Annotated in this window: 19 protein-coding genes; 14 read left to right on the top strand and 5 right to left on the bottom strand. The window is 57.7% G+C overall.

Annotation, left to right across the window (positions count from 1 at the left end; all coding sequences use genetic code 11):
* Positions 1-10 precede the first annotated feature (10 nt).
* From AC1DVF_RS20445 to AC1DVF_RS20430, 4 genes are read right to left on the bottom strand one after another with little or no spacing between them, the layout of a single operon-like run.
* Positions 11-1,225, bottom strand: a complete 1,215-nt coding sequence (locus AC1DVF_RS20445) for a hybrid sensor histidine kinase/response regulator (protein ID WP_095050852.1) — start codon at positions 1,223-1,225, stop codon at positions 11-13.
* The gene (locus tag AC1DVF_RS20440) at positions 1,219-1,812 is read right to left on the bottom strand and encodes a chemotaxis protein CheB (RefSeq protein ID WP_099759244.1); all 594 of its coding nucleotides are present in this window, start codon (positions 1,810-1,812) and stop codon (positions 1,219-1,221) included. Before AC1DVF_RS20440 ends, AC1DVF_RS20445 begins: the two co-directional genes overlap by 7 nt.
* Complete coding sequence (locus AC1DVF_RS20435) at positions 1,809-2,642, bottom strand: CheR family methyltransferase (protein ID WP_477783058.1); 834 nt, start codon at positions 2,640-2,642, stop codon at positions 1,809-1,811. Before AC1DVF_RS20435 ends, AC1DVF_RS20440 begins: the two co-directional genes overlap by 4 nt.
* Positions 2,642-6,133 carry a response regulator gene (locus AC1DVF_RS20430; protein ID WP_477783057.1) on the bottom strand — a complete coding sequence of 1,164 codons (3,492 nt, stop codon included), beginning with the start codon at positions 6,131-6,133 and terminating at the stop codon, positions 2,642-2,644. Before AC1DVF_RS20430 ends, AC1DVF_RS20435 begins: the two co-directional genes overlap by 1 nt.
* Before the next feature lie 263 nt (positions 6,134-6,396).
* Here AC1DVF_RS20430 and AC1DVF_RS20425 point away from each other — a divergent pair, with 263 nt between their 5' ends.
* The 13 genes from AC1DVF_RS20425 to AC1DVF_RS20365 all read left to right on the top strand — a co-directional run bounded on the left by AC1DVF_RS20425 (position 6,397) and on the right by AC1DVF_RS20365 (position 23,762).
* Entirely contained in the window at positions 6,397-6,756 is a 360-nt protein-coding gene (locus tag AC1DVF_RS20425; protein WP_460091027.1) for a response regulator, read from the top strand.
* 168 nt (positions 6,757-6,924) lie between these two features.
* Positions 6,925-10,749: a hypothetical protein gene (locus AC1DVF_RS20420; RefSeq protein WP_477783056.1), complete on the top strand. Its 3,825-nt coding sequence runs from the start codon at positions 6,925-6,927 to the stop codon at positions 10,747-10,749.
* Positions 10,750-10,877: 128 nt separating this feature from the next.
* Positions 10,878-12,203: a glycosyltransferase family 4 protein gene (locus AC1DVF_RS20415; RefSeq protein WP_477783068.1), complete on the top strand. Its 1,326-nt coding sequence runs from the start codon at positions 10,878-10,880 to the stop codon at positions 12,201-12,203.
* Positions 12,204-12,304: 101 nt separating this feature from the next.
* Entirely contained in the window at positions 12,305-13,189 is an 885-nt protein-coding gene (locus tag AC1DVF_RS20410; RefSeq protein WP_093431242.1) for a phosphatidylinositol-specific phospholipase C domain-containing protein, read from the top strand.
* Positions 13,190-13,257: 68 nt separating this feature from the next.
* Positions 13,258-14,163 carry an AraC family transcriptional regulator gene (locus tag AC1DVF_RS20405; RefSeq protein ID WP_077573033.1) on the top strand — a complete coding sequence of 302 codons (906 nt, stop codon included), beginning with the start codon at positions 13,258-13,260 and terminating at the stop codon, positions 14,161-14,163.
* A gap of 342 nt (positions 14,164-14,505) precedes the next feature.
* The gene (locus AC1DVF_RS20400) at positions 14,506-15,816 is read left to right on the top strand and encodes an ABC transporter substrate-binding protein (RefSeq protein ID WP_093431239.1); all 1,311 of its coding nucleotides are present in this window, start codon (positions 14,506-14,508) and stop codon (positions 15,814-15,816) included.
* A gap of 61 nt (positions 15,817-15,877) precedes the next feature.
* Positions 15,878-16,804 carry a carbohydrate ABC transporter permease gene (locus AC1DVF_RS20395; protein ID WP_116255718.1) on the top strand — a complete coding sequence of 309 codons (927 nt, stop codon included), beginning with the start codon at positions 15,878-15,880 and terminating at the stop codon, positions 16,802-16,804.
* An 8-nt stretch (positions 16,805-16,812) separates the two neighbouring features.
* On the top strand, positions 16,813-17,643 hold the full coding sequence (locus AC1DVF_RS20390; protein WP_034154211.1) for a carbohydrate ABC transporter permease: 831 nt from the start codon (positions 16,813-16,815) through the stop codon (positions 17,641-17,643).
* Positions 17,644-17,807: 164 nt separating this feature from the next.
* Positions 17,808-18,911, top strand: coding sequence for an ABC transporter ATP-binding protein (locus AC1DVF_RS20385; protein WP_460091033.1), 1,104 nt, complete (start codon positions 17,808-17,810; stop codon positions 18,909-18,911).
* Between the two features lie 15 nt (positions 18,912-18,926).
* A complete protein-coding gene (locus AC1DVF_RS20380; RefSeq protein ID WP_477783055.1) occupies positions 18,927-20,399 on the top strand; it encodes a mannitol dehydrogenase family protein in 1,473 nt (490 codons plus the stop codon).
* Between the two features lie 248 nt (positions 20,400-20,647).
* Positions 20,648-22,144 (top strand): xylulokinase, encoded by a 1,497-nt coding sequence (xylB, locus tag AC1DVF_RS20375; RefSeq protein ID WP_477783054.1) that lies wholly within the window; start codon positions 20,648-20,650, stop codon positions 22,142-22,144.
* 13 nt (positions 22,145-22,157) lie between these two features.
* Positions 22,158-23,096: a carbohydrate kinase family protein gene (locus tag AC1DVF_RS20370; protein ID WP_477783053.1), complete on the top strand. Its 939-nt coding sequence runs from the start codon at positions 22,158-22,160 to the stop codon at positions 23,094-23,096.
* A 45-nt stretch (positions 23,097-23,141) separates the two neighbouring features.
* The gene (locus AC1DVF_RS20365; protein WP_477783052.1) at positions 23,142-23,762 is read left to right on the top strand and encodes a transglycosylase SLT domain-containing protein; all 621 of its coding nucleotides are present in this window, start codon (positions 23,142-23,144) and stop codon (positions 23,760-23,762) included.
* A gap of 143 nt (positions 23,763-23,905) precedes the next feature.
* On the opposite strand, the gene AC1DVF_RS20360 is transcribed toward AC1DVF_RS20365, so the two are convergent.
* Entirely contained in the window at positions 23,906-25,207 is a 1,302-nt protein-coding gene (locus AC1DVF_RS20360) for an OprD family porin (protein ID WP_477783051.1), read from the bottom strand.
* Positions 25,208-25,581: 374 nt separating this feature from the next.
* Here AC1DVF_RS20360 and tssI point away from each other — a divergent pair.
* The coding region (gene tssI, locus AC1DVF_RS20355) for a type VI secretion system tip protein TssI/VgrG (RefSeq protein ID WP_477783050.1) at positions 25,582-26,095 on the top strand (514 nt) is incomplete at its 3' end.

The following is a 26,095-nucleotide window of genomic DNA, read 5'->3' as shown; positions in this document are numbered from 1 at the left end:
GACCGTGTGGTCACTCAGAGGTTGCGTCGGATTTGCCGTTTTCCTGGATTGGCAGACAAACGCGAAACAGGGCGCCTTCGTTGATTTCACTCTCGACGACGATGGAGCCGCCATGGGCGGCGACGATCTGCTCGGAAATGAACAGACCCAGCCCGAGCCCGGCCACTACCGTCTTGGCGGAAACCCGTTCGAACTGTTGAAAAATACGCTTCTGGTTGTCCTGGCTGATGCCGATGCCACGGTCCTGCACCTCGATCCGCGCTTCATCACCTTCACAGTAAACCCGCACCTGGATCGGGCTGCGACCGCCGTAACGCAGAGCGTTAGTCAGTAGATTGGTGACTACCTGCTCGATGCGGAACTCGTCCCAATGGCCTTCCACCGGTACTGGCGCGGTAAACGACACTTCGGTTTCAGCGGCTTCGATCTGTTGCGCAAAGTTTTGCAGCAGGTTGCTCACCAGTTGCACCAGATCGAAACGACTCGGTCGGATCGACAATTTGCCGGTGCGAATGCGCGACACGTCGAGCATGTCTTCGATCAGGCGGATCAGGCTTTTGATCTGCCGTTCATCGCGGTCGACCATGGCGTGCATCTTGTCGAGGGTAAACGCCGCAGCGTTGTCCCGAGCCAAGTGCATCTTGCGCAGCTGGGTTTCCAGAATCAGACCATTGAGCGGCGTACGCACTTCGTGGGCAACGATCGACATGAAGTCATCACGCATGCGCACGGCCTGCTCCAGCTCCAGCTGGGTGTTCTGCAGTTGTTGCAGCAGCGCTTCCTGCTCGCGACGGGCCTGCTCCAGGGCTTCAAGCTGTTGCTTGAGCGCTTTGCTCTGGCGGTACAGATCGACGAAGACATTGACCTTGCTTTTGACCGCATGGATATCCAGCGGTTTGTGCAGAAAGTCCACCGCCCCGCTCTCGTAACCCTTGAACGCATAATTCAGTTCACGGCCGGCGGCGCTGACGAAAATGATCGGGATATTCTTGGTTTTCTCGGTACCACGCATCAACTCGGCGAGTTCGAAGCCATTCATGCCCGGCATCTGCACGTCGAGGATGGCCATGGCGAACTCATGTTGCAGCAACAACGACAGCGCTTCATCCGCCGATAGAGCTTTATAGACGGTACGGTCTTCGCGCTTGATCAGCGCTTCGAGCGCCAGCAGGTTCTCCGGCAGATCGTCGACGATCAGCAGTTTGGCTTGGATATTACTCAGCATGCGATTCGTTCCAGCTCGACAAGCAGACGGCCGATGCCGTGAATGGGTAGGACATGATCCGGCTGCTGAATCTTCAGTGCAGCCAAGGGCATGGTGGCGACTTGCGCGTCTTCGGGGTCCTGGACGATGGTCAAACCGCCGCAACGCTTGACCTCGGCCAACCCGCGCGCGCCATCGTGATTGGCGCCGGTCAGCAGTACAGCGGCCAGGGAAGAACCGTAGGCGTCGGCGGCCGACTCAAACAGATAGTCGATCGATGGCCGTGAATAATGCACGCGCTCCTCCAGGCTCAACGAGAGGCTGCGATCCTGCTCCACCGACAGGTGATAACCGGGCGTGGCGAAATACACGTTGCCGGCAACGATGTCCTGTTTGTCGGCAGCCTCGTGCACTGGCATCTCCACACGCCGGGAGAAGACCTCGGCCAATTGGCTGCGGCGCTCTTCGGGCAGGTGCAGGACCACAATGATCGGCAACCTGTAGCCTCGGCGCAGCGGTCCGAGCAGGCTCAGCAGCGCCTCGACGCCACCGGCGGAAGCTCCGACCACTATTGCCTCGACGCGAGGTAAATCCACAGCCTCGTTCATGTTTTACGGTAGATCCGTTCTTGTTTGACCAGCGCTTCGAACTGATTCGCGTAACCGGAGAAATCCAGCGTTTCCTTGCTGCCCAGCACCAGAAAGCCGCGGTGGCACAGCGATTCATGAAACAGACCAAAGGCGCGGTCCTGAAGTTTCTTGTTGAAGTAAATCAGTACGTTGCGACAGGAAATCAATTGAGTTTCTGAAAACACGCTGTCCGTCGCCAGACTGTGGTCGGCGAAGGTCACGTTCTCACACAGGCTCTTGTCGAAAATCGCGTAACCGTACGCTGCAGTGTAGTAGTCGGCAAACGAGCGCTGGCCACCGGCCTGCTGATAGTTGGCCGTGTACGCACGAACATTCTCCATCGAGAAAATCCCCTGCTTGGCCTTGTCCAGCGAGCGCGGGTTGATATCGGTGGCATAGATGATCGTGCGATCGAGCAGGCCTTCTTCGCGCAACAGAATCGCCATCGAATAGACCTCCTCGCCGGTGCTGCACCCGGCGATCCAGATCTTGATCGACGGATAAGTGCGCAACAGCGGCACCAMTTCCCGGCGAATCGCGAGGAAGTGCGAAGGGTCACGAAACATCTCGCTGACCGGAATCGTCAGCAATTGCAGCAACTGCATGAACGCTGTCGGGTCATGCAGAACCTTTTCCTGCAATGCCGAAATGGTCGCGCACTCGAACTGGCTCAGCGCGTGCTGCACCCGGCGCTTGATCGAAGCGCCGGAGTAATCGCGAAAATCGTAGCTGTACTTGAGGTAGATCGCCTCAATCAACAAGCGCAGTTCGATTTCACTGTTTCGTTCGGCTGGCGTACTGCGTTCCACTAAATGCGTTCCATTTTTGGTAACCACACGCGAATCAGCGAGAACAGGCGATCCAGGTCGATAGGCTTGGCCAGGTAATCATTGGCGCCTGCCTGCAGGCAGCGCTCCTGATCGTCTTTCATGGCCTTGGCCGTCACCGCGATGATCGGCAACTTGCGCCAGCGCGGATCCTTGCGGATTTCAATGGTGGCTTCAAAACCATCCATTTCCGGCATCATCACGTCCATCAACACCAGATCGATGTCCTCGACTTCATTGAGTCTTTCAATCGCCTCACGCCCGTTACGGCCGATGACCACGACTGCGCCTTTGGTCTCCAGAGCGCTGGTGAGGGCGAAAATGTTGCGCACATCGTCGTCCACCAACAGCACTTTGCGACCCTCGAAGACCTTGTCGCGGCTGCGCGCGGTCTTGAGCATCTTCTGCCGTTCATGGGACAACTGCGATTCGACTTTGTGCAGAAAGAGTGTGACCTCGTCCAGCAAGCGCTCTGGCGAACGTGCGCCCTTGATGATGATCGAGCGCGAGTACTTGCGCAGTTCGGCCTCTTCATCGCGGGTCAGGTTGCGCCCGGTGTAGACGATAACCGGCGGGAACGAGCAGATGTCCTCGGTGGACATGCGCTTGAGCAGGTCATTGCCGAGCATGTCCGGCAACTTCAGGTCGATCACCATGCAGTCGTAGATCGTCGTGCGCAGCAGCTCCAGCGCGTCCTGCGCGAGGCCGACGGCGGTGATTTCGATGTCTTCGTCACCGATCAGTCGGGCAATGCTTTCGCGCTGCAAATCGTCGTCCTCGACCAACAGCACGCGTTTGACCTTTTGGGTCAGCTTGGCTTCGAGACGGGCGAACACGTCCTTGAGCTCTTCGCGGGTGGTCGGTTTGACCGCATAGCCGATCGCGCCCATGTGCATTGCCGCTTCAACACGGTCCTCGACGGAAATCACATGCACCGGGATGTGCCGGGTTCCAGCGTGTTCCTTCAACCGTTGCAGCACGGTGAGGCCGGAGTGATCCGGCAGGCGCATGTCGAGCAGGATCGCGTCCGGCACAAACTCTTTGGCGAGGTCGTAACCTTCGTCCGCGCCATGGGCCACCAGGCACTGATAGCCCAGTTCATGCGCCAGATCGTAGAGGATGTGCGCAAAGTTCGGCTCGTCTTCCACCACCAGAATGCAGCGCGTGGCGAATGGCGCCTTGTTGCGGTCATCGGCGAAGCGCGGAATATGCACCGGCGCCAACGGCGAAGCAACCGGCGCCAGTGGCGCGCTGACCACCGCCGCTGGCGGGGTAAAGGTCAACGGTGCGAACGCAACTTCATTGGCCTCGTTGAACTGCTGCGGCAGCAGCAACGTGAACACACTGCCCTGCCCCGGTGTGCTGCTGACGCTGATCGAACCGCCAAGCAAGGTCGCCAGATCCCGCGAAATCGACAGGCCCAGACCGGTGCCACCGTACTTGCGGTTGGTGATGCCGTCGGCCTGGCGGAAGGCTTCGAAAATGCTCTCCTGCTGGTCGGCAGCGATGCCGATACCCGAATCGCGCACGATGAACGCGACCCGATCATCCGGCTGGCCGGCGATGGTCAGGCTGACCGCGCCCTTCTCGGTGAACTTCACGGCGTTGGACAGCAGGTTCTTGATCACCTGCTCCAGCCGCTGACGGTCGGTGTAGAGCATGCCCGGTGCGCCAGGTTGCACATCGACGCTGAAGGTCAGCTGTTTGTCTGCCGCCAAAGGTTCGAACACGCTGCGCAGGCCATCGGCCAGACGCGCCACGCTGGTGTTCTCCGGAATCACTTCGAGCTTGCCCGCCTCGACCTTGGAGATGTCCAGAATGTCGTTGATCAGGTTGAGCAGATCGTTGCCGGCGGAGTAAATCGACTCGGCAAACTTGACCTGTTCGGCGCTGAGGTTGTCCTGTGGGTTCTCCGCGAGCAACTTGGCCAGAATCAACGAACTGTTCAGCGGCGTGCGCAGTTCGTGGGACATGTTGGCAAGGAATTCGGACTTGTACTTGCTCGAGCGTTGAAGCTCTTCGGCGCGCTCTTCGAGTTGTACCTGAGCCTGATTGAGTTCGGTGTTTTTCAGATCCATGGCGTCGCGTTGTTCGGCCAGCGTCTGCGCTTGTTCGGCAAGTTGCTCGTTGGTCTGTTCCAGTTCGACTTGCTGGGTTTCCAGATGCGCCTGGGATTCCTTGAGAATCCGCGACTGCTCTTCCAGTTCTTCGTTGGCGGTTTTCAACTCTTCCTGCTGCACCTGCAACTCTTCGTTGAGTTGCTGGGTTTCGGCCAGCACTTCCTGTAAACGCTGACGGTAGCGCGCGGCTTCGATGGAGGTGCCGATATTGCCGGCAATCAGTTCCAGCAGTTCGATATCGCGATCCGAGAGCGGACGCAGGAAACCCAGTTCGATCACGCCATTGACTCGGTCATCATCGCTGGTCGGCACCACCAGCACACTGTGCGGCAAGCCCTCGCCCAGCCCGGAGCTGACTTTGAAGTAGTCCGACGGTACCGAATCCAGACGGATCAACCGCGCCTGCTGCGCCACTTGGCCAACAATGCCTTCGCCGCTGTAGATCGATTGGTCTTGCTCTTCCTGCTCGCGGGAGAAACCGTAAGTGGCCACACGCTTGAGGCCGCCGTGTTCTTCACGCACATACAGTGCGGCCACGGCGGTGCCCAGATATTGCGCGCAGAATTGCAGAATATTGCGCCCCAGCAAATTCAGCGTCAGTTGCCCCAGCACCTGCTCGGCCAGTTCGGTCTGACCATTGCGCAACCACGCCTGCTGCTCGAGACGTTCGGCACTGGCTTGTTGAGCGGCAAGGTTGGCGCTGTAGTTGGTCGACAGATTGACCAGATCACGCCGGCCGATATAGGCCAGCAAGCCACTGATACCGGCAATGAACACCAGATAGAGGCTGATGCTCCAGATCGTGGTGCGGCGCACGTCTTCGTTACGCGTGGTGCGCAGGACCTGTTCGGTCTCGATGACGTCTTCGAATTGCTTGCGGATCTCGTCCGTCAGGCGTTTGCCGCGGCCGGCCTTGACCGCGCCCCGGTAATCGCCACTGGAGCGCTGCAGATCGATCATCGACTGGGCGTAATTGGACCACTCAACCTGCAAAGCTTGCAGACGGCGCAGACGATCGGTTTGCACCGGGTTGTCGGCAGTCAATTCGAGCAAGGTATTGAGCGCCACCGCGATGCGCGGCTTGGCTGTTTCGTACGGATCGAGGAAATGCTCGTCGCCGCTGAGCAGGAAACCACGCATGCCGGTTTCAAGGTCCACGGTCAGCTTCACCGCTTCGTTGGCGTTATTGATCACCCGGTCGGTGTGCTCCACCCACTGGATTACCGACAGCAGATAAGTGATCAGCGACACGAAGAACACGGCACTGAGCACACCGACGCCCAAAGGCAGACTGATGTTGCGACTCAGGAGTTTGCGAAACCGTTGCTCATCAACCGTAGACGGAGAGGACATGGGGCAGCCTTGTCGAACTGTTGAAAAACCGGCAGTTTGCCCCAAAACGACGGCGTGGATCCATTTTTCTCACACGTTTCGCCGCAAATTCCTACATGCACCAGCACCTTTACAGCCTTGAACAGTTATCCTTGCGGCCCCGTCTGCGGCTATGCTTTTTTTGTCTCGGGCAGGGAACTTGTGGCACTGCGCCACTTACTGATGAAAGAGCCCGGCACTTTTGATCGACCGGCGACCCTGAACTGACTTTCGAGAGCCTTAATATGTCTAACCCCGCCCCCACCATCCTTGTCGTAGAAGACGACAACATCGTGCGCATGCTGATCGTCGATGTGCTGGAGGAGTTGGAGTACAAGGTGCTCGAAGCAGATGGGAGCGAACAGGCTCTGGAGGTTCTCCAGGACGCCACCAAACACATTGACCTGATGATGACCGATGTCGGCTTGCCTGGCATGGATGGCCGCGAACTGGCAGACGAAGCACGAAAGCTGCGCCCCGCCCTGCCGATTCTGTTTGCCAGTGGTTATGCCGAAAACATCGTCGTACCAGACGACATGCACGTAATCGGCAAACCATTTTCGATTGATCAGTTACGCGACAAAGTAAAAAAAATTATTCAGTAACACAACTTTTGCATTACGCCCCTTCAGACAATGACGAAGGGGCAGCACTACACGCCCCACAAAAAACCCAACTTAATTAAACACTGAATAACGCACTTACACAGCAGCGCTTGATGGGCAACAAATAACAAATGAGGATGTCCAGCACACTAGACAAATGGATGCCTCATGAACATTACAAATATAAACTGGACAACTCACAACGGCTTGTCGAATCCAGTCCGCCCTACACAACTTGATCATGCCGAACGCCTGGAAGTTATATACAAATTACAACAGCGCGAAAAATCAACCAGCCCTTCACAAGCCATCTCTCTGGCTGGCGCAACCATCACACTGGAGTCCGGCTCAACGCTTGATAGTGCTTTGCAACCTGGCAGAAAAATGTTGCAGAACCTGTGCGAGCAAGAGGCCTTCAAAAAACTCACCAGCACTTTGAGATTTCCTGATCACTCTCAGTTTACAGTGACCGGCAACGGTGAAATATTCGCACAATACTCGGGCAATACACTGGAATTTGCCGGCGCATTCAAACTTGCCCCCAACCTCAAAGATGATCTTCTAACGCTTGTTGAAATGGCCAGGTTGACGGGTGGAAGCATTTCCCTGGCGGAACAAATCGAACTGGAAGGCTGGCTCAGATTTCATGACTTTCTGATTCCCCGGACCGCCGCCGAATGTTCCAGGCTGACAACATTCTTGACGCAGCCGCCTGCAGTGACAGCGTTGTTCGGTAACTATTGGGAAATGATCAAGTCTGGAGCCGACAATTCGGTAACTCTTTCTGCAGATCAACGTAACCAGTTCCGAGGACTCATTAGCAGTTACTTAAAGGGTCAGTCGCTACTGGAGAATCTTTCGCACAGCATCTTTGGCGGGCAAACGACATCTTTCAAGCGCTCGGAAGCCGAAGCTATTCTTCAGCGACTCGTTTCCAGTCCCATTGCGCTGCGATGGGCCAGCGCCTATATCCGGGATCTGGGCTGGTATGGCGCACAAGAAAATCAGCCGCAATCAGATGAATCACTCAAGCAGCTAATGCTGACTTCCCTGCTGCTCGACCTTCATCCCCGGGTCGGTGAGCCAGAGCCACGTAATCATGTCGCGGGTTTCGATTTATACGCCGTCGAGCATATCGAGAAGTCATTCGCCGATGTTCAGACGGCATTCGAAAAACACCTCACCCAGCATCACCGAATCAGCGAAAAAAATGCAGCGTTGGCCGCTCACTTGTTGCTCGCTGAGGCGGCGCCTGAATTTCTGGTGAAAGATTTGCCGGCGACCCTGGCGCTGGGGACCCCGCAATGGGTCGAATTTTGCCGAATCGTGGCAGTGCAGGAAACCATCGCGCCCGGATCGACGCGCTCGATGACCTATACCCGGTTGCTCGAACTGTCGAGGCTGGGTGAGGTTTCCGGATTCCGCAAGACGCTCGACGCACTCGCTGCAGGAGATGCGGTGATTGATTGGGGGTTACTCAACAACATCATCACCCCGGAGGACGTAGCGAAATCGATCCCCGGCGCCCTGGCAAAAGCGTCCGCTGCTTACGCCCGGTTTGCCGACACACTTGCCGAGACGGCCGACACACTGGTCCGCCCTTTGCCTACCCGCAGAAGTGTTTCACTGGACATCCTCAAGCAGGTCGCCAAAGGCTGCAGCTATCTGGAACATGACGTCATGTTTCAGAAGAAAAACCACGTGCTGGAAGACGCCTATGGCGACCGGCTTTCGATATCGCCTGTGGAATTGCACATGTCCAATGACCTGGCGAGCGGGGACTGGGACCTGAAGAAAGGTGAAAGCATTTACACCGCGTTTCCTCGCATGCTGCCCAATCTGATTGCGCCTGACGGCGAGTTTCACCGGCAGTTCAATCGCGATTACCTCAAGCATATGCAGGCAATGGGCACGCACTTGAAGCAAGCGTTTTGCATAATGCCCATTGCGCACAGAACGCGCTTGCTGAAAGGCAAGGTGACGGTTTTCAGTCTCAGGCCCTCCGTCGCGAAACTCCAGACGCTCAACAACCTGCCAACCAATCCCCTGTCGTCGACCCTTTACACAATCCTGGGTACCACCTCAGGCAAACCGACGGAAAGCCATAAAGAAATAGAAGCGGCAAAGGGACGTTATGGTGTAGTCCTCTGTTCCGAGTTCGAGGGCCGGATGACGTGTTACGAACTGTTCACGCTGCACGGAACCTGTCGCGAAAATCCACGGCTGGCCGCGCTGATTGAAAAAGAACACCTGCTGACTACCAGCGTGCGCAGCGACGAGAAAGGCTACTCGCTTCCTGCGGCAGTGCATTCATTGCCGACGAATATCGAGTGTTATACCCATGGCGTACCGCCCGGCCTCATTGAAGTCAGTTCGGGCGTGATCGATAAGATCGGTGAGTTGCCGGCGTCTGCGTCCGCCGAAGAAATCAAAGGTTATTACCAGAGTTTCTACTCGAGCGAATTTGACCCGCTGACGAATTTCGTACTCAAGCACCGACCGATCGCGACCTTTGATGAGTTGGTCAGAGAATGTTGGGGGCAGACTCGCCTGGAGGCTTTGCGCGCAAAACGGGAAGCGGATCTGGATACCTTTCTTAATTTCGTGGTGCCCTTCAAATCCTGTATCGAAGACTTGAGCTCGGACGACGTGGAGCGACAAGTGCAAGGGGCCGGGGCATGTGCGCTGGAAGCGGCGATGACGATTTTGCTGGTCGTCGGTGCTGTTGCTCAGATTGTCAGCCTCGTTGCCAAAACCATGACCGTTGCCACCAAAGCCAGTGCACTGGCCAAAGTGGGCCTGGGATTGGTCAATAATGTGTTCAACCCGCTGGACGGCGTGCCAGATCTGCTGTTCAAGGGCGGAAAACTGTTGCGCAAAGGGCTCAACAGCGGTTTCGCTCAACTGGAAAATGTGCTTTCCGATGCGCGCAAATGGTCGGGCGCCACCCCCCAACGGCACCTGGCCGCGACGATTGATCCAGACATTATCCGCCTCGCCGAGTGGCGGCCTGTACAAGCGTCTCAGGACATCTTTCAGGTCTGGGCGACACGCCACAATGATGAATGGTTTGCACTGAACTTACGTGGCCACGCGTGGGGCCCGGCCCTGAAAAACATCAGGCCGCGAGAAAAATTTTCATTCCTCAGATTATTCAAACGAGCAACGCCCTGGAGTTACACAAAGGCCTACTTGAAAAAAGCCACGCCGCTTGCCCAGAGCAAACTGGACAACACACTCCAGCTACTGTCGGAGATCGAAAATGACGACGTTCGCTCCATTGTCAAATACGTTTTCGGCACGGATTCGGACGAAGCCATCAACTACGTGAGCAAGAATCTGCGGGCCATGCGCAAGGATCTCGGAGCGCTGGGGCAGCACCATATGTCTTTCCGCCAACGTGGCACCGATACACTCGCCGCGTTAAAAACCACAACCTATAAACACTGGCAAGCAAGTATTGAAGCGGGTACACAGCTGGATGACAGCGCGACGAAATTCCTTGCGATCTATCCTGACAACCTCGATGAGTGGTACCAAGTGGCCAGGTACGACGATGCCCGGATTGGTGATGTTCTGGTCCACGAAATGTCGCATGGCGCGCCAGGCACCCTTGATTTCTACTACGGAGAAGTCCTGGCCGGTATTACCCCGGCAGAATACGATGCGGCAGGCTTGATGGAGTTCGCTCGAAATGCGCGCAAGGCGCATCCGAAGAATCTGGCCAACCCTCACCACGCTTTTGCGAACCTTAAAGACTTCGAAGAGTTTGAGGCGACACTCGGCAACTGGCCGAAACTCGTTCAAGACCACCCGGCATTGATCAATGCCGAATCCTACTCAGTGGCGGTCTCGCTGATCGACCAGTACCGGACGCATCCGGACACCTTTGTGTCTAACCTTGCCACCCTCCGGCATGCCATAGACGGTACCGACGCGGGGAAATTCCTGAAGGGGCCACTCCTGCTGAATCTGGTACACCCGCCTCTCTGAAGTCGATTTACGCAGGATGCCCGGCGGCGGTATTGAGGGATATTTTTGACAATCGGGCGCATACCCTACCCCTGTGGTTTAATTGCGCCCGTTTTTTACCCCTCGTTCGCCGTGAAGGAATGTTGTCCATGATTCAACCCGCCGCCACCAAAGTCCTGGTCATCGGATACGTCTGGCCAGAACCGCGTTCTTCAGCGGCGAGCGGGCACGTCATGCAGATCCTCGAAACCTTCCTGCAACAAGGCTGGGACATTACCTTCAGCAGCCCGGCCGGCCCCGGTGAGCACAAAGCAGATCTTGCTGCACTCGGCATCCGCGAAGTGGCCATCGAACTCAACAACAGCAGCTTTGACCACTTCATCAGTGAACTGGCGCCGGACATTGTGTTGTTTGACCAGTTCATGATGGAAGAACAGTTCGGCTGGCGGGTTGAAAAACAATGCCCTCAGGCACTGCGCGTGCTGGAAACTTCCGACCTGCAAAGTCTGCGGCATGCGCGCCACCAACGGCTCAAGTCTCGCCTCAAGGTCAATCCGGACCAGAATGATTTCAGTGATGTATTTGCCCCAGCCCTGCGCGACGAGTTCGAGCTGATGGCCGAGACCGATCTGGCCAGACGCGAAATTGCCGCGTTGTATCGTTGCGATCTGAACCTGATGATCTCCGAAGTGGAAATCGAACTGCTGATCGAGCAGTTCGGCTTGCCTCGGCAATTGCTGCACTGGTGCCCGCTGATGATCGACCCGCCGACGGCCGAGCCGGCAGCATTTGCAGATCGGGCGAACTTCTTGAGCATCGGCAACTTCCGCCATGCGCCCAACTGGGATGCTGTGCTGTGGATGAAGAGCACCATCTGGCCGCTGATTCGCCAACAGTTGCCCCAGGCCCAATTGCACATCTACGGCGCCTACACGCCGCCYAAAGCCACGGCGCTGCATAACGCCAATGAAGGCTTCCACATCATGAACTGGGCCGAAGATGCGTTGCAGGTGATGTCTGCTGCGCGGGTGTGCCTGGCGCCTTTACGCTTTGGTGCCGGGATCAAGGGCAAACTGGTCGACGCCATGCTGTGCGGTACACCCAGCGTCACGACGCCGGTTGGTGCTGAGGCAATGCAGGGTGGTCACACTTGGCCCGGTTCCATTTCAAACAGCGCAATCGAGCTCGCCAACACTGCCGTGGCGCTTTACAAGGACGAGGCGCGTTGGCAAGAAGCTTGTCTGGCGGGAACCCAGCTACTCACCGAGCGCTACCAACAAGCAATACACGGACCGGCACTTATTGAGAAACTTCGTCACTGCCAACAGCACTTGCAAACACTCAGAAACAACAACTTCACCGGCAGCATGCTGCGCCATCACGCGCACAAAAGCACTCAATATATGGCGCAATGGATTGAAGCAAAAAACCGCAACACCACAGCAAACCAAGATCAATCCGGAACTTCTACATAACTTGCATTCAAACAGCGATTGGCCAAATACAAACTTGGCTCTATAACGATCCTGCGCGCACTCATATAACTTTAAATCACTATCCACGCAGGATATACACCATGAACTTTCATGATTTCCAACCCCATCAATGGATGGTCAACACACCACAGATTGATAACTTGTCTCTCAATGAGTTGACCTTACCGGGCACACACAATGCAGGCTGCGACCTGGAAGCCTCCTACGCTCTGCTCCCCGGGAGCCTCTGGCTGGCATGCCAGGACATCCCCTTTTATGCGCAACTCAATCGCGGCTCCCGGGCACTTGATGTGCGCCTGCTGTACGACGCTCAGGCACAGGGGCTTGAGAGATTTCGCTTCCAGCACAACGGCTTTACATCTTCGCGCCATCTCGGCGATCTGATCCGCGACGTCAAGGCATTTCTTGAGCGCAGCTTCGATGAGTTCATCATTCTTGACTTCCACGAATTGGCTAATGGCAACGCGCAATTCAACCACGCTGAATTCAAACAGTTGATGCTCGAGCATTTTGGCCAGCACATGATTCCTGCCGAAAACCGCCACCTGACACTAGGCCAACTTAAACAAGTCAGCCGACTACAGCGAGTCCTGGTTGCCGCGCCGATGACATGGGAAACCCGAGACAGCCGGTTCCAGGCACAAATCAATCATAAATGGATCAACCAGACCCTGGTGACCACCCACCAGTTGCACGGCTATATAAAAGAAGTCATGGGCACTTCCATCAGCCACTTGCGTCCTTGGTCTCTGAGCGCAACTTGTTATATCGCCAGCGGCCCTTTGCGCATTCTCAATAATCTGGACAACTGGTTTGATCCCGCAAAGTCAGACTGGGCAAAAAAGTGCAACATCATTAACTTCGACTTCATTAAAAACTCGAAAGTGGTGTTTTTTTGCCAACAGGCCAATGTGGAGAAAGCCATCGAGAAGTCCAGAATGCCCCTCCACCAACAGCCGGCTTGAACGAGGCTGGCGCACCACACGGCAAACGAGGCATGATCGCCTGGCGATCATGAAAAAGTACTCAGGCCATGACCCGAACCGCCCGCGTGACCGACCCCTCGTACGAGTTGATGGATGACCATAACGGGTTGTCCATCATCTACCGCCAGCACGGTTTTCCGTGCCCACTGGTGCGCTGGCATTTCCACAAGGAATACGAACTGCACTTGATCGTGGCCAGCTCAGGCAAGGTGTTCATCGGCGACTACATCGGCAACTTTTACCCCGAAACCCTGTTTCTCACCGGCCCCAACCTGCCGCATAACTGGATCAGTCAGGTGGCCGAAGACGAGGTCGTGGAGAAGCGTGACATGCTGGTGAACTTCACCGACGAGTTATTCGAGAGTGGCCACCAGGTGTTTGCCGAACTGAAAACCCTGGCGCCCCTGCTGGAGCGCGCGCAGTACGGCATCGAATTTCGCTGCAAGCGCACCATTCGCCAGGCCATGACGCTGATGCAGCGTATCGCCGACAGCAAGGGCATCACCCGCCTCGGGCACTTCTTCATCCTGATGGAGTTGCTCGCGGCGAGCGATGATTTCCAATTGCTGTCCGGTGCGACCACGCCGCAACTGGCCGATGAACACAATATCGACCGCACTAACCGCGCGGTCGATTACATCTTCAGCCACTACGCCCGCGACATTTCGCTGGAAGAAGTCGCCGAGCATCTGGGCATGACGCCGACCTATTTCAGTCGCGTATTCAAACAGGCCACCGGGCGCAATTTCATCGAGTTCGTCAATCGGCTGCGTATCAGCAAGTCTTGCGAATTGCTGGCTGATGGCGACAAACCGGTGACCGAAGTGTGTTTCGAGTCCGGATTCAACAACATTTCCAACTTCAATCGGCGCTTTCAGCAGCTCAAGGGTATGACGCCCTCGCATTACCGACGGCTCGCCGTGCAGCGCCTGACTGAACAAAACCATCACTGACAATGCAGTTCCCCTGTGGGAGCGAGCTTGCTCGCGAAAGCGGCGTGTCAGGCAACAATTTGCAAAMTGATACAACGCATTCGCGAGCAAGCTCGCTCCCACACTGGACCTCGCAATGCTCTGAAACCTGTACGTATTCATTAACTGCTCCCCGCTGTAACCCCCTTCCCTGCGTTCACCCGGCCAACGCCCAGTGCAAAAAAGTATCGATAAAAGTGCTAGGGATGATTTGTCAGCCCCGCGATTGAAGGCTGTAATCAGCGCACATTCTTCCTGCACAGGAAGACACAAAAACAATAACTGTCCTTCTGTAACCCTCCGGGTGCAGAAAAGGAGTGCACGATGCAACCGACTGCAAAAGCTCTGCTTGCCCTCACCTGCATGACCCTCAGCAGCGTCAGCCTTGGCGCCCAGACCCTGACCATCGCCACCGTCAACAACAGCGACATGATCCGCATGCAAAAGCTCTCGAAAACCTTCGAGACCGAGCATCCGGACATCAAGCTCAACTGGGTGGTGCTCGAAGAAAACGTCCTGCGTCAACGCCTGACCACCGACATCGCCACCCAGGGTGGCCAGTTCGACGTGTTGACCATTGGCATGTACGAAGCGGCACTGTGGGGCGCCAAAGGCTGGCTGGAACCGATGAAGGATCTGCCGGCCAGTTACGCCCTCGACGATGTGTTCCCGTCGGTGCGTGAAGGCCTGTCGGTCAAGGGTTCGCTGTACGCCCTGCCGTTCTACGCGGAAAGCTCGATCACCTATTACCGCACCGACCTGTTCAAGGATGCCGGCCTGACCATGCCCGAGCGTCCGACCTGGGAAGAGATTGCCGGTTTCGCCGAAAAGCTCACGAAAAAGGACAAGGAACAGTACGGCATCTGCCTGCGCGGCAAGGCCGGCTGGGGCGAGAACATGGCGCTGATCACCACCGTCGCCAACGCCTATGGCGCGCGCTGGTTCGATGAGAAATGGCAGCCTGAATTTACCGGGCCGGAATGGAAAAACGCGCTGAATTTCTACGTCGACACCATGAAGAAATCCGGCCCGCCGGGCGCTTCCAGCAACGGTTTCAACGAAAACCTCGCACTGTTCAACAGCGGCAAATGCGCGATCTGGGTCGATGCCAGCGTCGCCGGCTCGTTCGTCACCGACAAGACCCAGAGCAAGGTTGCCGATCATGTCGGCTTCACCTTCGCCCCGCATCAAGTGACTGACAAAGGCTCGGCCTGGCTGTACTCGTGGGCGCTGGCGATTCCGACCAGTTCCAAAGCCAAAGACGCCGCGAAAGAGTTCAGCGCCTGGGCGACCTCCAAAGAGTACGGCGAGCTGGTGGCCAAAACTGACGGCATCGCCAACGTACCGCCAGGCACCCGCGCCTCGACCTACAGCGATGCCTACATGAGCGCAGCGCCGTTTGCCAAGGTCACGCTGGAATCGCTGAAAGCGGCTGATCCGAGCAAGCCAACGCTGAAACCGGTGCCGTACATCGGCATTCAACTGGTGACCATTCCTGAGTTCCAGGCAGTGGGTACGCAGGTCGGCAAGCTGTTCTCGGCGGCGCTGATCGGTCAGACCACAGTGGATCAAGCCTTGGCTGCTGCGCAGCAAACCACTGAACGCGAGATGAAGCGCGCCGGTTATCCCAAGTAACCCGCAAAGCTCRCTCCTGCATTAGATCTCCATAGGTCTGTATGACTCGGTTGTGATCACCATGAATACTTCAACTGCCAAAGCCCACATCGACCTGTCGCAGCCTGCGCGCAAAGCCCGCGTACGCAATCCCGGCTGGTTTCTGGTCAGCCCTTCGGTGGCCCTGTTGCTGCTGTGGATGATCGTGCCGCTGGGCATGACCATCTACTTCTCGATGATCCGCTACAACCTGCTCTATCCCGGTGAAAACCAGTTCGTCGGGCTGGAGAATTTCAGCTACTTTCTGACCGACTCGGGCTTCATGCCCGGCGCTACCAACACGCTGTTGCTGGTCGGTAGCGTGCTGTTGATCAGCGTGGTCTTCGGCGTGCTGATCAGTGCATTGCTGGAAGCCAGCGAATTTCTCGGGCGCGGCATCGTCCGGGTCATGCTGATCTCGCCGTTCTTCATCATGCCCACGGTTGGGGCGCTGATCTGGAAGAACCTGATTTTCCATCCAGTCTCCGGAATCCTCGCCTACATCTGGAAGCTGTTCGGCGCGCAACCGGTGGACTGGCTCGCGCACTACCCGCTGCTGTCGATCATCATCATTGTTTCGTGGCAATGGCTGCCGTTCGCGATCCTGATCCTGATGACCGCGATGCAGTCGCTGGACCAGGAACAGAAAGAAGCTGCGCGCCTCGACGGCGCCGGGCCGATCGCGATCTTCTGGCACCTGACCCTGCCGCATCTGGCGCGGCCGATTGCCGTGGTGGTGATGATCGAAACGATCTTCCTGCTGTCGGTGTTCGCCGAGATTTTCACCACCACCAACGGCGGCCCCGGCTACGCCTCGACCAACCTCGCCTACCTGATCTACAACCAGGCGCTGGTGCAGTTCGATGTCGGCATGGCCTCGGCGGGCGGTTTGATTGCCGTGGTCATCGCCAACATCGCCGCGATCATTCTGGTGCGGATGATCGGCAAAAACCTGACTGACAAAGCCTGAGGCCTGCCATGACTCTCCAACAATCCCGCCGGCTGCAAAGCCTGCTGCTCGGCACCCTGGCCTGGGCCATCGCGATCGTGATTTTCTTCCCGATCTTCTGGATGGTGATGACCAGTTTCAAAACCGAAATCGACGCCTTCGCCACGCCGCCGCAGTTCATCTTCACGCCGACGCTGGAGAACTACCTGCACATCAATGAGCGCAGCGATTACTTCAGTTTCGCCTGGAATTCAGTGGTGATTTCCTTCAGTGCCACGGCCCTTTGTCTGCTGATCGCGGTGCCGGCAGCGTACTCGATGGCGTTCTACGAAACCCAGCGCACCAAAGGCACGCTGCTGTGGATGCTCTCGACCAAGATGCTGCCGCCGGTGGGCGTGCTCATGCCGATCTACCTGCTGGCGAAGAGTTTCGGCCTGCTCGACACGCGCATCGCGCTGATCGTGATCTACACGCTGATCAACCTGCCGATTGTGGTCTGGATGGTTTACACCTACTTCAAGGACATCCCCAAAGACATCCTCGAAGCCGCCCGCCTCGACGGCGCCACGCTGTGGCAGGAAATGGTTCGCGTGCTGCTGCCGATCGCCAAGGGTGGCCTCGCTTCGACCGTGCTGCTGTCGCTGATTCTGTGCTGGAACGAGGCGTTCTGGTCGCTGAACCTGACCTCGTCGAAAGCCGCGCCGTTGACTGCTTTGATCGCCTCGTATTCGAGTCCGGAAGGTCTGTTCTGGGCCAAGTTGTCGGCGGTGTCGACCCTGGCCTGTGCGCCGATTCTGATCTTCGGCTGGATCAGCCAGAAACAACTGGTACGCGGCCTCTCGTTCGGCGCCGTGAAATGAACATCCCGAACCCAACCCTATCCCCTGTGGGAGCGAGCTTGCTGCGAAAGCGGAGTGTCATCAAACACTGATGGTGACTGACACGCCCCCTTCGCGAGCAAGCTCGCTCCCACAGAAAAGCCGATCCGGTTCATCTGAATAATAAATTGCGGAGGCCCATCATCATGGCCAACCTGAAAATCAAGAATCTGCAAAAAGGCTTCGAAGGTTTCTCCATCATCAAAGGCATCGACCTTGAAGTGAACGACAAGGAATTCGTGGTCTTCGTCGGCCCGTCGGGCTGCGGCAAATCCACCTTGCTGCGGCTGATCGCCGGCCTCGAAGAAGTCAGCGACGGCACCATCGAACTCGATGGCCGCGACATCACCGAAGTCAGCCCGGCCAAGCGCGATCTGGCGATGGTGTTCCAGACCTACGCGCTGTACCCGCACATGACCGTGAAAAAGAACATGTCGTTCGCCCTCGATCTGGCCGGCGTGCCGAAAGCCGAAGTCGAGAAGAAAGTCGGCGAAGCGGCGCGGATTCTCGAACTCGGGCCGATGCTTGAACGCAAGCCGAAGCAGCTCTCCGGTGGTCAGCGTCAACGCGTTGCGATCGGTCGCGCCATCGTGCGTAATCCGAAAATCTTCCTCTTTGACGAACCGCTGTCCAACCTCGACGCCGCGCTGCGTGTGCAGATGCGTCTGGAACTGCTGCGCCTGCACAAAGACCTGCAAGCGACGATGATCTACGTGACCCACGATCAGGTCGAAGCGATGACCATGGCCGACAAGGTTGTGGTACTCAATGGCGGCAAGATCGAACAGGTCGGCTCGCCACTGGACCTGTATCACAACCCGGCGAACCTCTTTGTCGCGGGGTTCCTCGGCACGCCGAAAATGGGTTTCCTCAAAGGTAAAATCGCCCGCGTCGATGGCCAGAGCTGCGAAGTCTCGCTGGACGCCGGTACGCGCATCACCCTGCCGTTCAATGCCGCCAACCTCAGTGTCGGCAGCGCGGTGACGTTGGGCATTCGCCCGGAACATCTGGAACTGGCGCAATCGGGCGACTGCTCGCTGCAAGTCACCGCCGACGTCAGCGAACGCCTGGGCAGCGACACTTTCTGCCACGTCACCACCAACGCCGGCGAAGCCCTGACCATGCGCGTGCGCGGGGATCTGGCCAGCCGTTACGGCGAACAACTGAGCCTGCACCTAGATGCTGCGCACTGCCATTTATTCGATGCCCAAGGTGTCGCGTTGACCCGTCCGCTGCGCGCTGCGGCCTGATTTCGAGAACTCCCGATGAAACTCAACCAACAGAATCTCCATCGCCTGGCCAGCGAAGTGCAACTGCCGGCCTATAGCCTCAGCGACACGCGCCAGGGCATCGCTCACATTGGCGTCGGCGGCTTCCACCGCGCGCATCAGGCGTATTACACCGATGCCTTGATGAACACCGGCGAAGCGCTCGACTGGGCGATTTGCGGCGTCGGCCTGCGCGCCGAAGACCGCCGCGCCCGTGACGACCTCAAGGAACAGGATTACCTCTTCACCCTGTTCGAACTCGGCGACAGCGACGACACCGAAGTCCGCGTGATCGGCGCGATTCGCGACATGCTGCTGGCCGAGGACGGCGCTCAGGCGTTGATCGACAAACTCGCCGATCCGCAAATCCGCATCGTCTCGCTGACCATCACCGAGGGCGGTTATTGCATCGATGACAGCAACGGCGAATTCATGGCGCACTTGCCGCAGATTCAGCACGATCTGGCCCACCCGGAAAACCCGAAAACCGTGTTCGGTTTCCTGTGTGCGGCCCTGGAAAAACGCCGGGCGGCGGGCATTCCGGCATTTACCGTGATGTCCTGCGATAACCTGCCGCACAACGGCGCCGTGACGCGCAAGGCACTGCTGGCGTTTGCCACGCTGCGCAATAGCAACCTGTGCAGCTGGATCGACGCCAACGTCAGTTTCCCCAACGCCATGGTCGACCGCATCACGCCGATGACCAGCACCGCGCATCGCCTGCAACTGGCCGATAAACACGGCGTCGACGATGCCTGGCCGGTGGTCTGCGAGCCGTTCGTGCAGTGGGTGCTGGAAGACAAATTCGGCAACGGTCGTCCGGCCTGGGAAAAGGTTGGTGTGCAGTTCACCGACGATGTTTCGCCGTATGAAGAGATGAAAATCAAACTGCTCAACGGCAGCCACCTGGCGCTGACCTATCTGGGCTTTTTGAAGGGTTACCGGTTTGTGCACGAAACCATGAACGATCCGCTGTTCGTGCGTTATATGCGCGCCTATATGGACCTGGACGTGACCCCGCAATTGGCGCCGGTGCCGGGCATTGATCTGACGGATTACAAAAACACGCTGGTAGCGCGGTTTTCCAATCAGGCGATTGCCGATCAGTTGGAGCGAGTGTGTTCGGACGGTTCGTCGAAGTTTCCCAAGTTCACCATTCCTACCATCAACCGCTTGATTGCCGATGGGCAGGAAACCAAGCGAGCGGCGTTGGTGGTGGCGGCGTGGGCGTTGTATTTGAAGGGGGTGGATGAGAATGGCGATAGCTATTCGATTCCTGATCCGCGCGCGGCGTTTTTTCAGGCGTTGGTGGCGGACGATGCTTTAATCACTCAGCGGTTGTTGGCGGTTGAGGAGATTTTTGGCACGGCGATTCCGCGTTCGGCGGAGTTTGTCGCGGCGTTTGAGTGGTGCTGTAACAGCTTGCGCGAGGATGGTGTGACGCGGACTCTCCAGCGGATTCTGGATTGAAAAGCCCCTCACCCTAGCCCTCTCCCGGAGGGAGAGGGAACTGACCGAGTGGTTTGTGCAAGTTACATCGACCTGAACGTCCGGAGTCGAACTCAGGATTTCAACAGCTCCGGTTTGAGAGAACCGCAGTCGAACTCAGCTTTTGAACAGCCCCCCAATCGGCTCCCTTTGCCCCTCGCCCCCTTGGGGGAGAGGGTTGGGGTGAGGGGGTAAGCTCTTGATCTTCACCACACCCGAGTGGTTCACACATGACAACACAACAACTATTCCTAGGCATCGACTGCGGCACCCAAGGCACCAAAGCCATCATCCTCGACGCCGCCACCGGCCAGGTCCTCGGCCAAGGCGCCGCCGCGCACACAATGATCAGCGCCGCCAACGGTCGTCGCGAACAAGACACCCAGCAATGGCTGGACGCCTTCGCCATCGCTACCCGCCAGGCATTACTGGCGGCAAATGTCGATGGCCAGTCGATCCTCGGCATCGGCGTCTCCGGCCAGCAACACGGTCTGGTCCTGCTCGATGATCAAGGTGAAGTCCTGCGCCCGGCCAAGCTCTGGTGCGACACCGAAACCAGCGCCGAAAACGACCGTCTGCTGACTCATCTGGGCGGTRAAAAAGGCTCGCTGGAACGCCTCGGCGTGGTCATCGCGCCGGGCTACACGGTGTCGAAACTGCTCTGGACCAAAGAACAACACCCCGTGGTGTTCGCGCGCATCGCACGCATCCTGCTGCCCCACGACTACCTGAACTTCTGGCTCACCGGTCGCGCCTGCAGCGAATACGGCGACGCCTCGGGCACCGGCTACTTCAACGTGCGCACCCGCCAATGGGACTTGCAACTGCTGCGCGACATCGACGCCAGCGGACGCCTGCAAGCGGCGCTACCAGAGCTGATCGATGCGCACCAAAGCGTCGGCACCCTCCTCCCGGCCATCGCCGAACACCTCGGCATCAACCCCGACGCGCTGGTATCGAGCGGCGGCGGCGACAACATGATGGGCGCCATCGGCACCGGCAATATTCAGCCCGGCGCGATCACCATGAGCCTTGGTTCTTCCGGCACGGTGTACGCCTATTCCGAAGTGCCGAAAGTCAGCCCGGACGCCTCGGTCGCGACGTTCTGCTCGTCCAGCGGCGGATGGTTGCCGCTGATCTGCACCATGAACCTGACCAACGCCACCGGCGCGATCCGCGAGCTGTTCGACCTCGATCTGCAGCAGTTCAACGACCTCGTCGCTCAAGCCCCCATCGGCGCTGACGGCGTGAGCATGCTGCCGTTCCTCAACGGCGAACGCGTCCCCGCCCTGCCCCATGCCACCGGCAGCCTGCACGGCTTGACGCTGGATAACCTGACGCAGGCCAATCTGTGCCGCGCCGCCGTCGAAGGCACCACCTTCGGTTTGCGCTACGGGCTGGATTTGCTCCGCCAGAATGGTTTACAAAGCCGCAGCATTTGCCTGATCGGCGGCGGTTCGAAAAGCGCGGTGTGGCGGCAGATCGTCGCCGACATCATGAACACCCCGGTGATCTGTACCGAACAAAGCGAAGCCGCCGCCCTCGGCGCAGCGATTCAATCGGCGTGGTGCAAATCCTGGTCGAACGGCCACGAAGACACCCTCGCCGACCTGTGCCAGCGCTGCGTGAAACTCGACTCAAGCAGTGAAACCCTGCCGATTGCCGCCAACGTCGCGGCGTTCCAGCAGGCCTATGAACGCTATCAACAGCATGTCGCAACCCTATAAAGAGCAAACAATTATGTATTTGGTGTGTGGCGAAGCCCTGTTTGATTTTTTCAGTGAAGACGACGCCAGCGGTCTGGCCTCGAAAGTGAATTTCAAGGCGATTGCTGGCGGCTCGCCGTTCAACGTCGCCGTCGGTTTGCGTCGTTTGGGCGTGGACTCGGCCCTGTTCGGCGGGCTGTCCACCGACTACCTCGGCCGCCGCTTGCAGCAAGTGCTGCAGGACGAAGGCGTGTGTCCGGACTATCTGGTGGACTTCGCCGCACCGACCACGCTGGCCATGGTCGCCGTCGGTGCCAATGGCTCGCCGCACTACAGCTTTCGCGGTGAAGGCTGCGCGGACCGGCAGTTGAGTCTGGCGCATCTGCCAGCGCTGGGCGCTGAGGTGCGCGGCTTGCACATTGGCTCGTTCTCGCTAGTGGTGCAGCCGATCGGCGACACCTTGCTGACCTTGGTACAGCGTGAAAGCGGCAAACGCCTGATCACCCTCGACCCGAACGTACGCCTCAATCCCCAGCCGAATATCGACCTGTGGCGCGAGCGCATCGCGACGCTGGTGCCACTGGCCGATCTGATCAAGGTCAGCGACGAAGACCTGAGCCTGCTCTACCCCGAACAGGACCCACAACGGGTGATCGAAGGCTGGCTCGAACATCGCTGCCAGATCGTTTTCCTGACCCGGGGTGGCGACGGCGCCAGTGTGTTCAGCCGCCAGCATGGCAACTGGTCAGTGCCGGCGGCTTCGGTGAAGATTGCCGATACCGTCGGCGCCGGCGACACCTTCCAGGCCGCGCTGATCACCTGGCTGACCGAGCACGGTCTGGATTCGGTTGAAGGCGTGCAGCAACTCGCTCGCGAACAGATCGACGCCATGCTCAGGTTCGCCGTGCAAGCCGCCGCGCTGACTTGCAGCAAGACCGGTCCGGATCTGCCCTATCGTCACCAATTGAGCTGAGCGCGTAGACTGTCGGCCTTTTTGCGCACGACGGGATAACGGCTTTTGAATTACGGGCAGACGCTTGGACTACTGACACTGGCAACGCTATTGAGCGGGTGCGGCACCTCGCCGCCCCGTTCGCCGGAAGACATCTGCGAAATCTTCCGGGAAAAAAGCGACTGGTACGACGCTGCGCAAGTCACGCAAAAACGCTGGGGCGTGCCGATTCAGGTGCCCTTCGCGATCATGTATCAGGAATCCGGCTACCGCTACGACGCCAAGACCCCGCGCAAATACCTACTGTGGGTGATCCCGTGGGGCCGCGTCTCGACCGCCTCGGGTTATGCGCAAGCCAAAGATGAAGTCTGGGCCGACTACCAGAAAAGCACCGGCCGCAACTGGGCCGACCGCGAAGACTTCGACGACGCMATCGACTTTGTCGGCTGGTACATGGACAAGACCTATTCGATCAACGGCGTGTACAAGTACGACGCCTATAATCAGTACCTCAACTACCACGAAGGCTGGGGCGGGTTCCGCAACAAGACCTACGCGAGCAAAGCCTGGCTGATGCCGACGGCGCGCAAAGTGCAGAATCGTTCGGATGTGTATGCGCGGCAATATGCCGGGTGCAAAGAGGATTTGAATCGGGGGTTCTGGAGCCGGTTCTGGCATTGGTTGTAGCAGCAATTTCAAGGGCCTCATCGCGAGCAGGCTCACTCCTACAGGGGATCTTCAGCGGACGCGGATATTGCGATCAACATTAATCCATTGTAGGAGTGAGCCTGCTCGCGATAGCGCCCGATCAAGCACTACACATCCAAGACCTACAACACCGAAAAGCTATAACTCACAATCAACCGTGTCTCATCCACATCCCGAGCAAACTTCTCATAGTTGGTACGGTAAGTCGCATTACGCAAACGCAAACTCACATCCTTGAACGTGCCCGTCTGAATCACATACTTCAACTCGCTGTCGCGTTCCCACTCCTTGCCTTCCTGATCACTGCCCAACACCTTGATGTGATCACCGCTCACATAGCGCGTCAGGAAGCTCAAACCATTAATGCCAATGGCCTTGAAGTCATAGTCATAACGCAACTGCCACGAGCGTTCCTGCGCAGCGGCGAAATCGTTGACCTGCACGTAGTTGACCAGATACGGGTTGCTGCCATCGAGGTACGGCATCGAGTTGTCGCCGTTCATACGCTGCCAACCGGCGCTGAACGTGTGACCGCTGTGCGCGTAAGAGAGCATGCCGCTCAACGCACGGTTATCGATGGAACCGGCCTTGGCATCACCGCTGTCGGCACTTTTCAGCACACGCAGATCTGCTTTAAGTACACCGCCAGCTAACGGTTGATTACCCAACAGCCCGACAAAGTGCTGACGATAAATATCTTCCAGTTCGGCGTAGTGATACTGCGCAGTCAGACGATCGTTGATCTTGTAGTCGAAGCCGTACATGTCGAAATGATCGGCGGTGGTGTTGCAGGCGTAGCGCTTGTTCTTGCAGTGCACGCGGATGTCTTGCGAGTCGGTCGAATCGCGCGCGGTGTACTTGTCCAGGCGCGCGGCCATGAAGGTCAGGTCCTTCACCTCTTTAGAGGTCAACATGGCGCCGTTGAACATGGTCGGCAGCAAACGGCCGTCGTTGTATTTCAGCAGCGGCAGATCCGGCAGCAGTGCGCCGTATTTCAGCACGGTGTCCGAGACCTTGACCTTGGCGGTCAGGCCCATTTTCGCGTACTGGCCCTTCGAGCCGCGCGGGTCGTTGCCGCTGGAGGGCAGCAAGCCGCTGTTGCTGCGGTCCGGGCTGGAATCGAGTTGAAAGCCAAGCATGCCCAGCGCATCGAGACCAAAACCCACGGTACCTTCGGTGTAGCCCGATTGCAGGTTGAGAATAAAGCCCTGTGCCGACTCTTCACGCTTGGACGCGCCCTGATCGTTCGTGGTGTGCCCATCACGGAAATCGCGGTTGAAGTACACCGTGCGCGATTCGATTTTCGCCGTGGTGTCTTCAAAGAATCCGCTGGCCTGAACCTGTGCGGTAAAACCTGCGCACAGCACAACGGCTCCGAAGCCAAACGACTGGCGCGGGGTGATGAGGGAAAATGGGGGACGCATGAAAAACTCCAACAATGCAGCGTTTGCGCAAGCGCGCAACAAGCCAGAAAAATAGCTCCCGTCCCGGGTCAGATTGAACCAGGAGAAAGTGAACACGCAGGGGTGAGCGGCAATGATGGCAGATGGCTTTGACGTGCTACAGGCGACTTTAGTCTGAATCTGACTGAGGATTCTTCAACGCAGGGTCGTGGGAAAAGTTGCCGGCGATCAACACCAATTCGCAGCAAACGCCCGGTTTCATTGGGCGAAACACCTCACCTAAGGGTTTTCCCTATACCGCAAACCTGCCAGACCTACGGCTTTTGTGCCTTGAACGAGGCCGCTTAATCCTCCATCATCCGTCACCTGCTTATTCAACGGACGGAATTCAAGGCATGCTGGACGCCAACGCAACCCACATCACCCTCACGCTTGAAGGCGCCAACGCCGACCTGCAAGTCCTCAGCTTCACTGGTCGCGAAGCCCTCAACGAACCGTTCCGTTTCGACCTCGAACTCGTCAGCGCCCGCCCCGACCTGAAACTCGAAGAGCTGCTGCACAAGCCCGGCGTCCTGACTTTCGGCGCCACCGGCGAAGGCAAGATCCACGGTCTGGTCTATCGTATCGAGCAAGGCGACTCCGGCAAGACCCTGACCCGTTACAGCCTCAGCCTGGTGCCACAACTGGCCTACCTGCGGCACAACCACGATCAGCAGATTTTCCAGCAACTGACCGTACCGAAGATCATCGCTCAGGTCCTTGAAGATCGCGGCATACTCGCCGACGCCTACAGCTTCCAGCTCAGCGCCGAATACCCGCAGCGCGATTACTGCGTGCAGTACGACGAATCCGACCTGCATTTCATCCAGCGCCTGTGCGAGGAAGAAGGCATTCACTTCCACTTCCAGC

The sequence above is a fragment of the Pseudomonas sp. P4_D7 genome (assembly GCF_056401755.1).
This window is presented reverse-complemented; position numbering and strand designations above follow the sequence as displayed.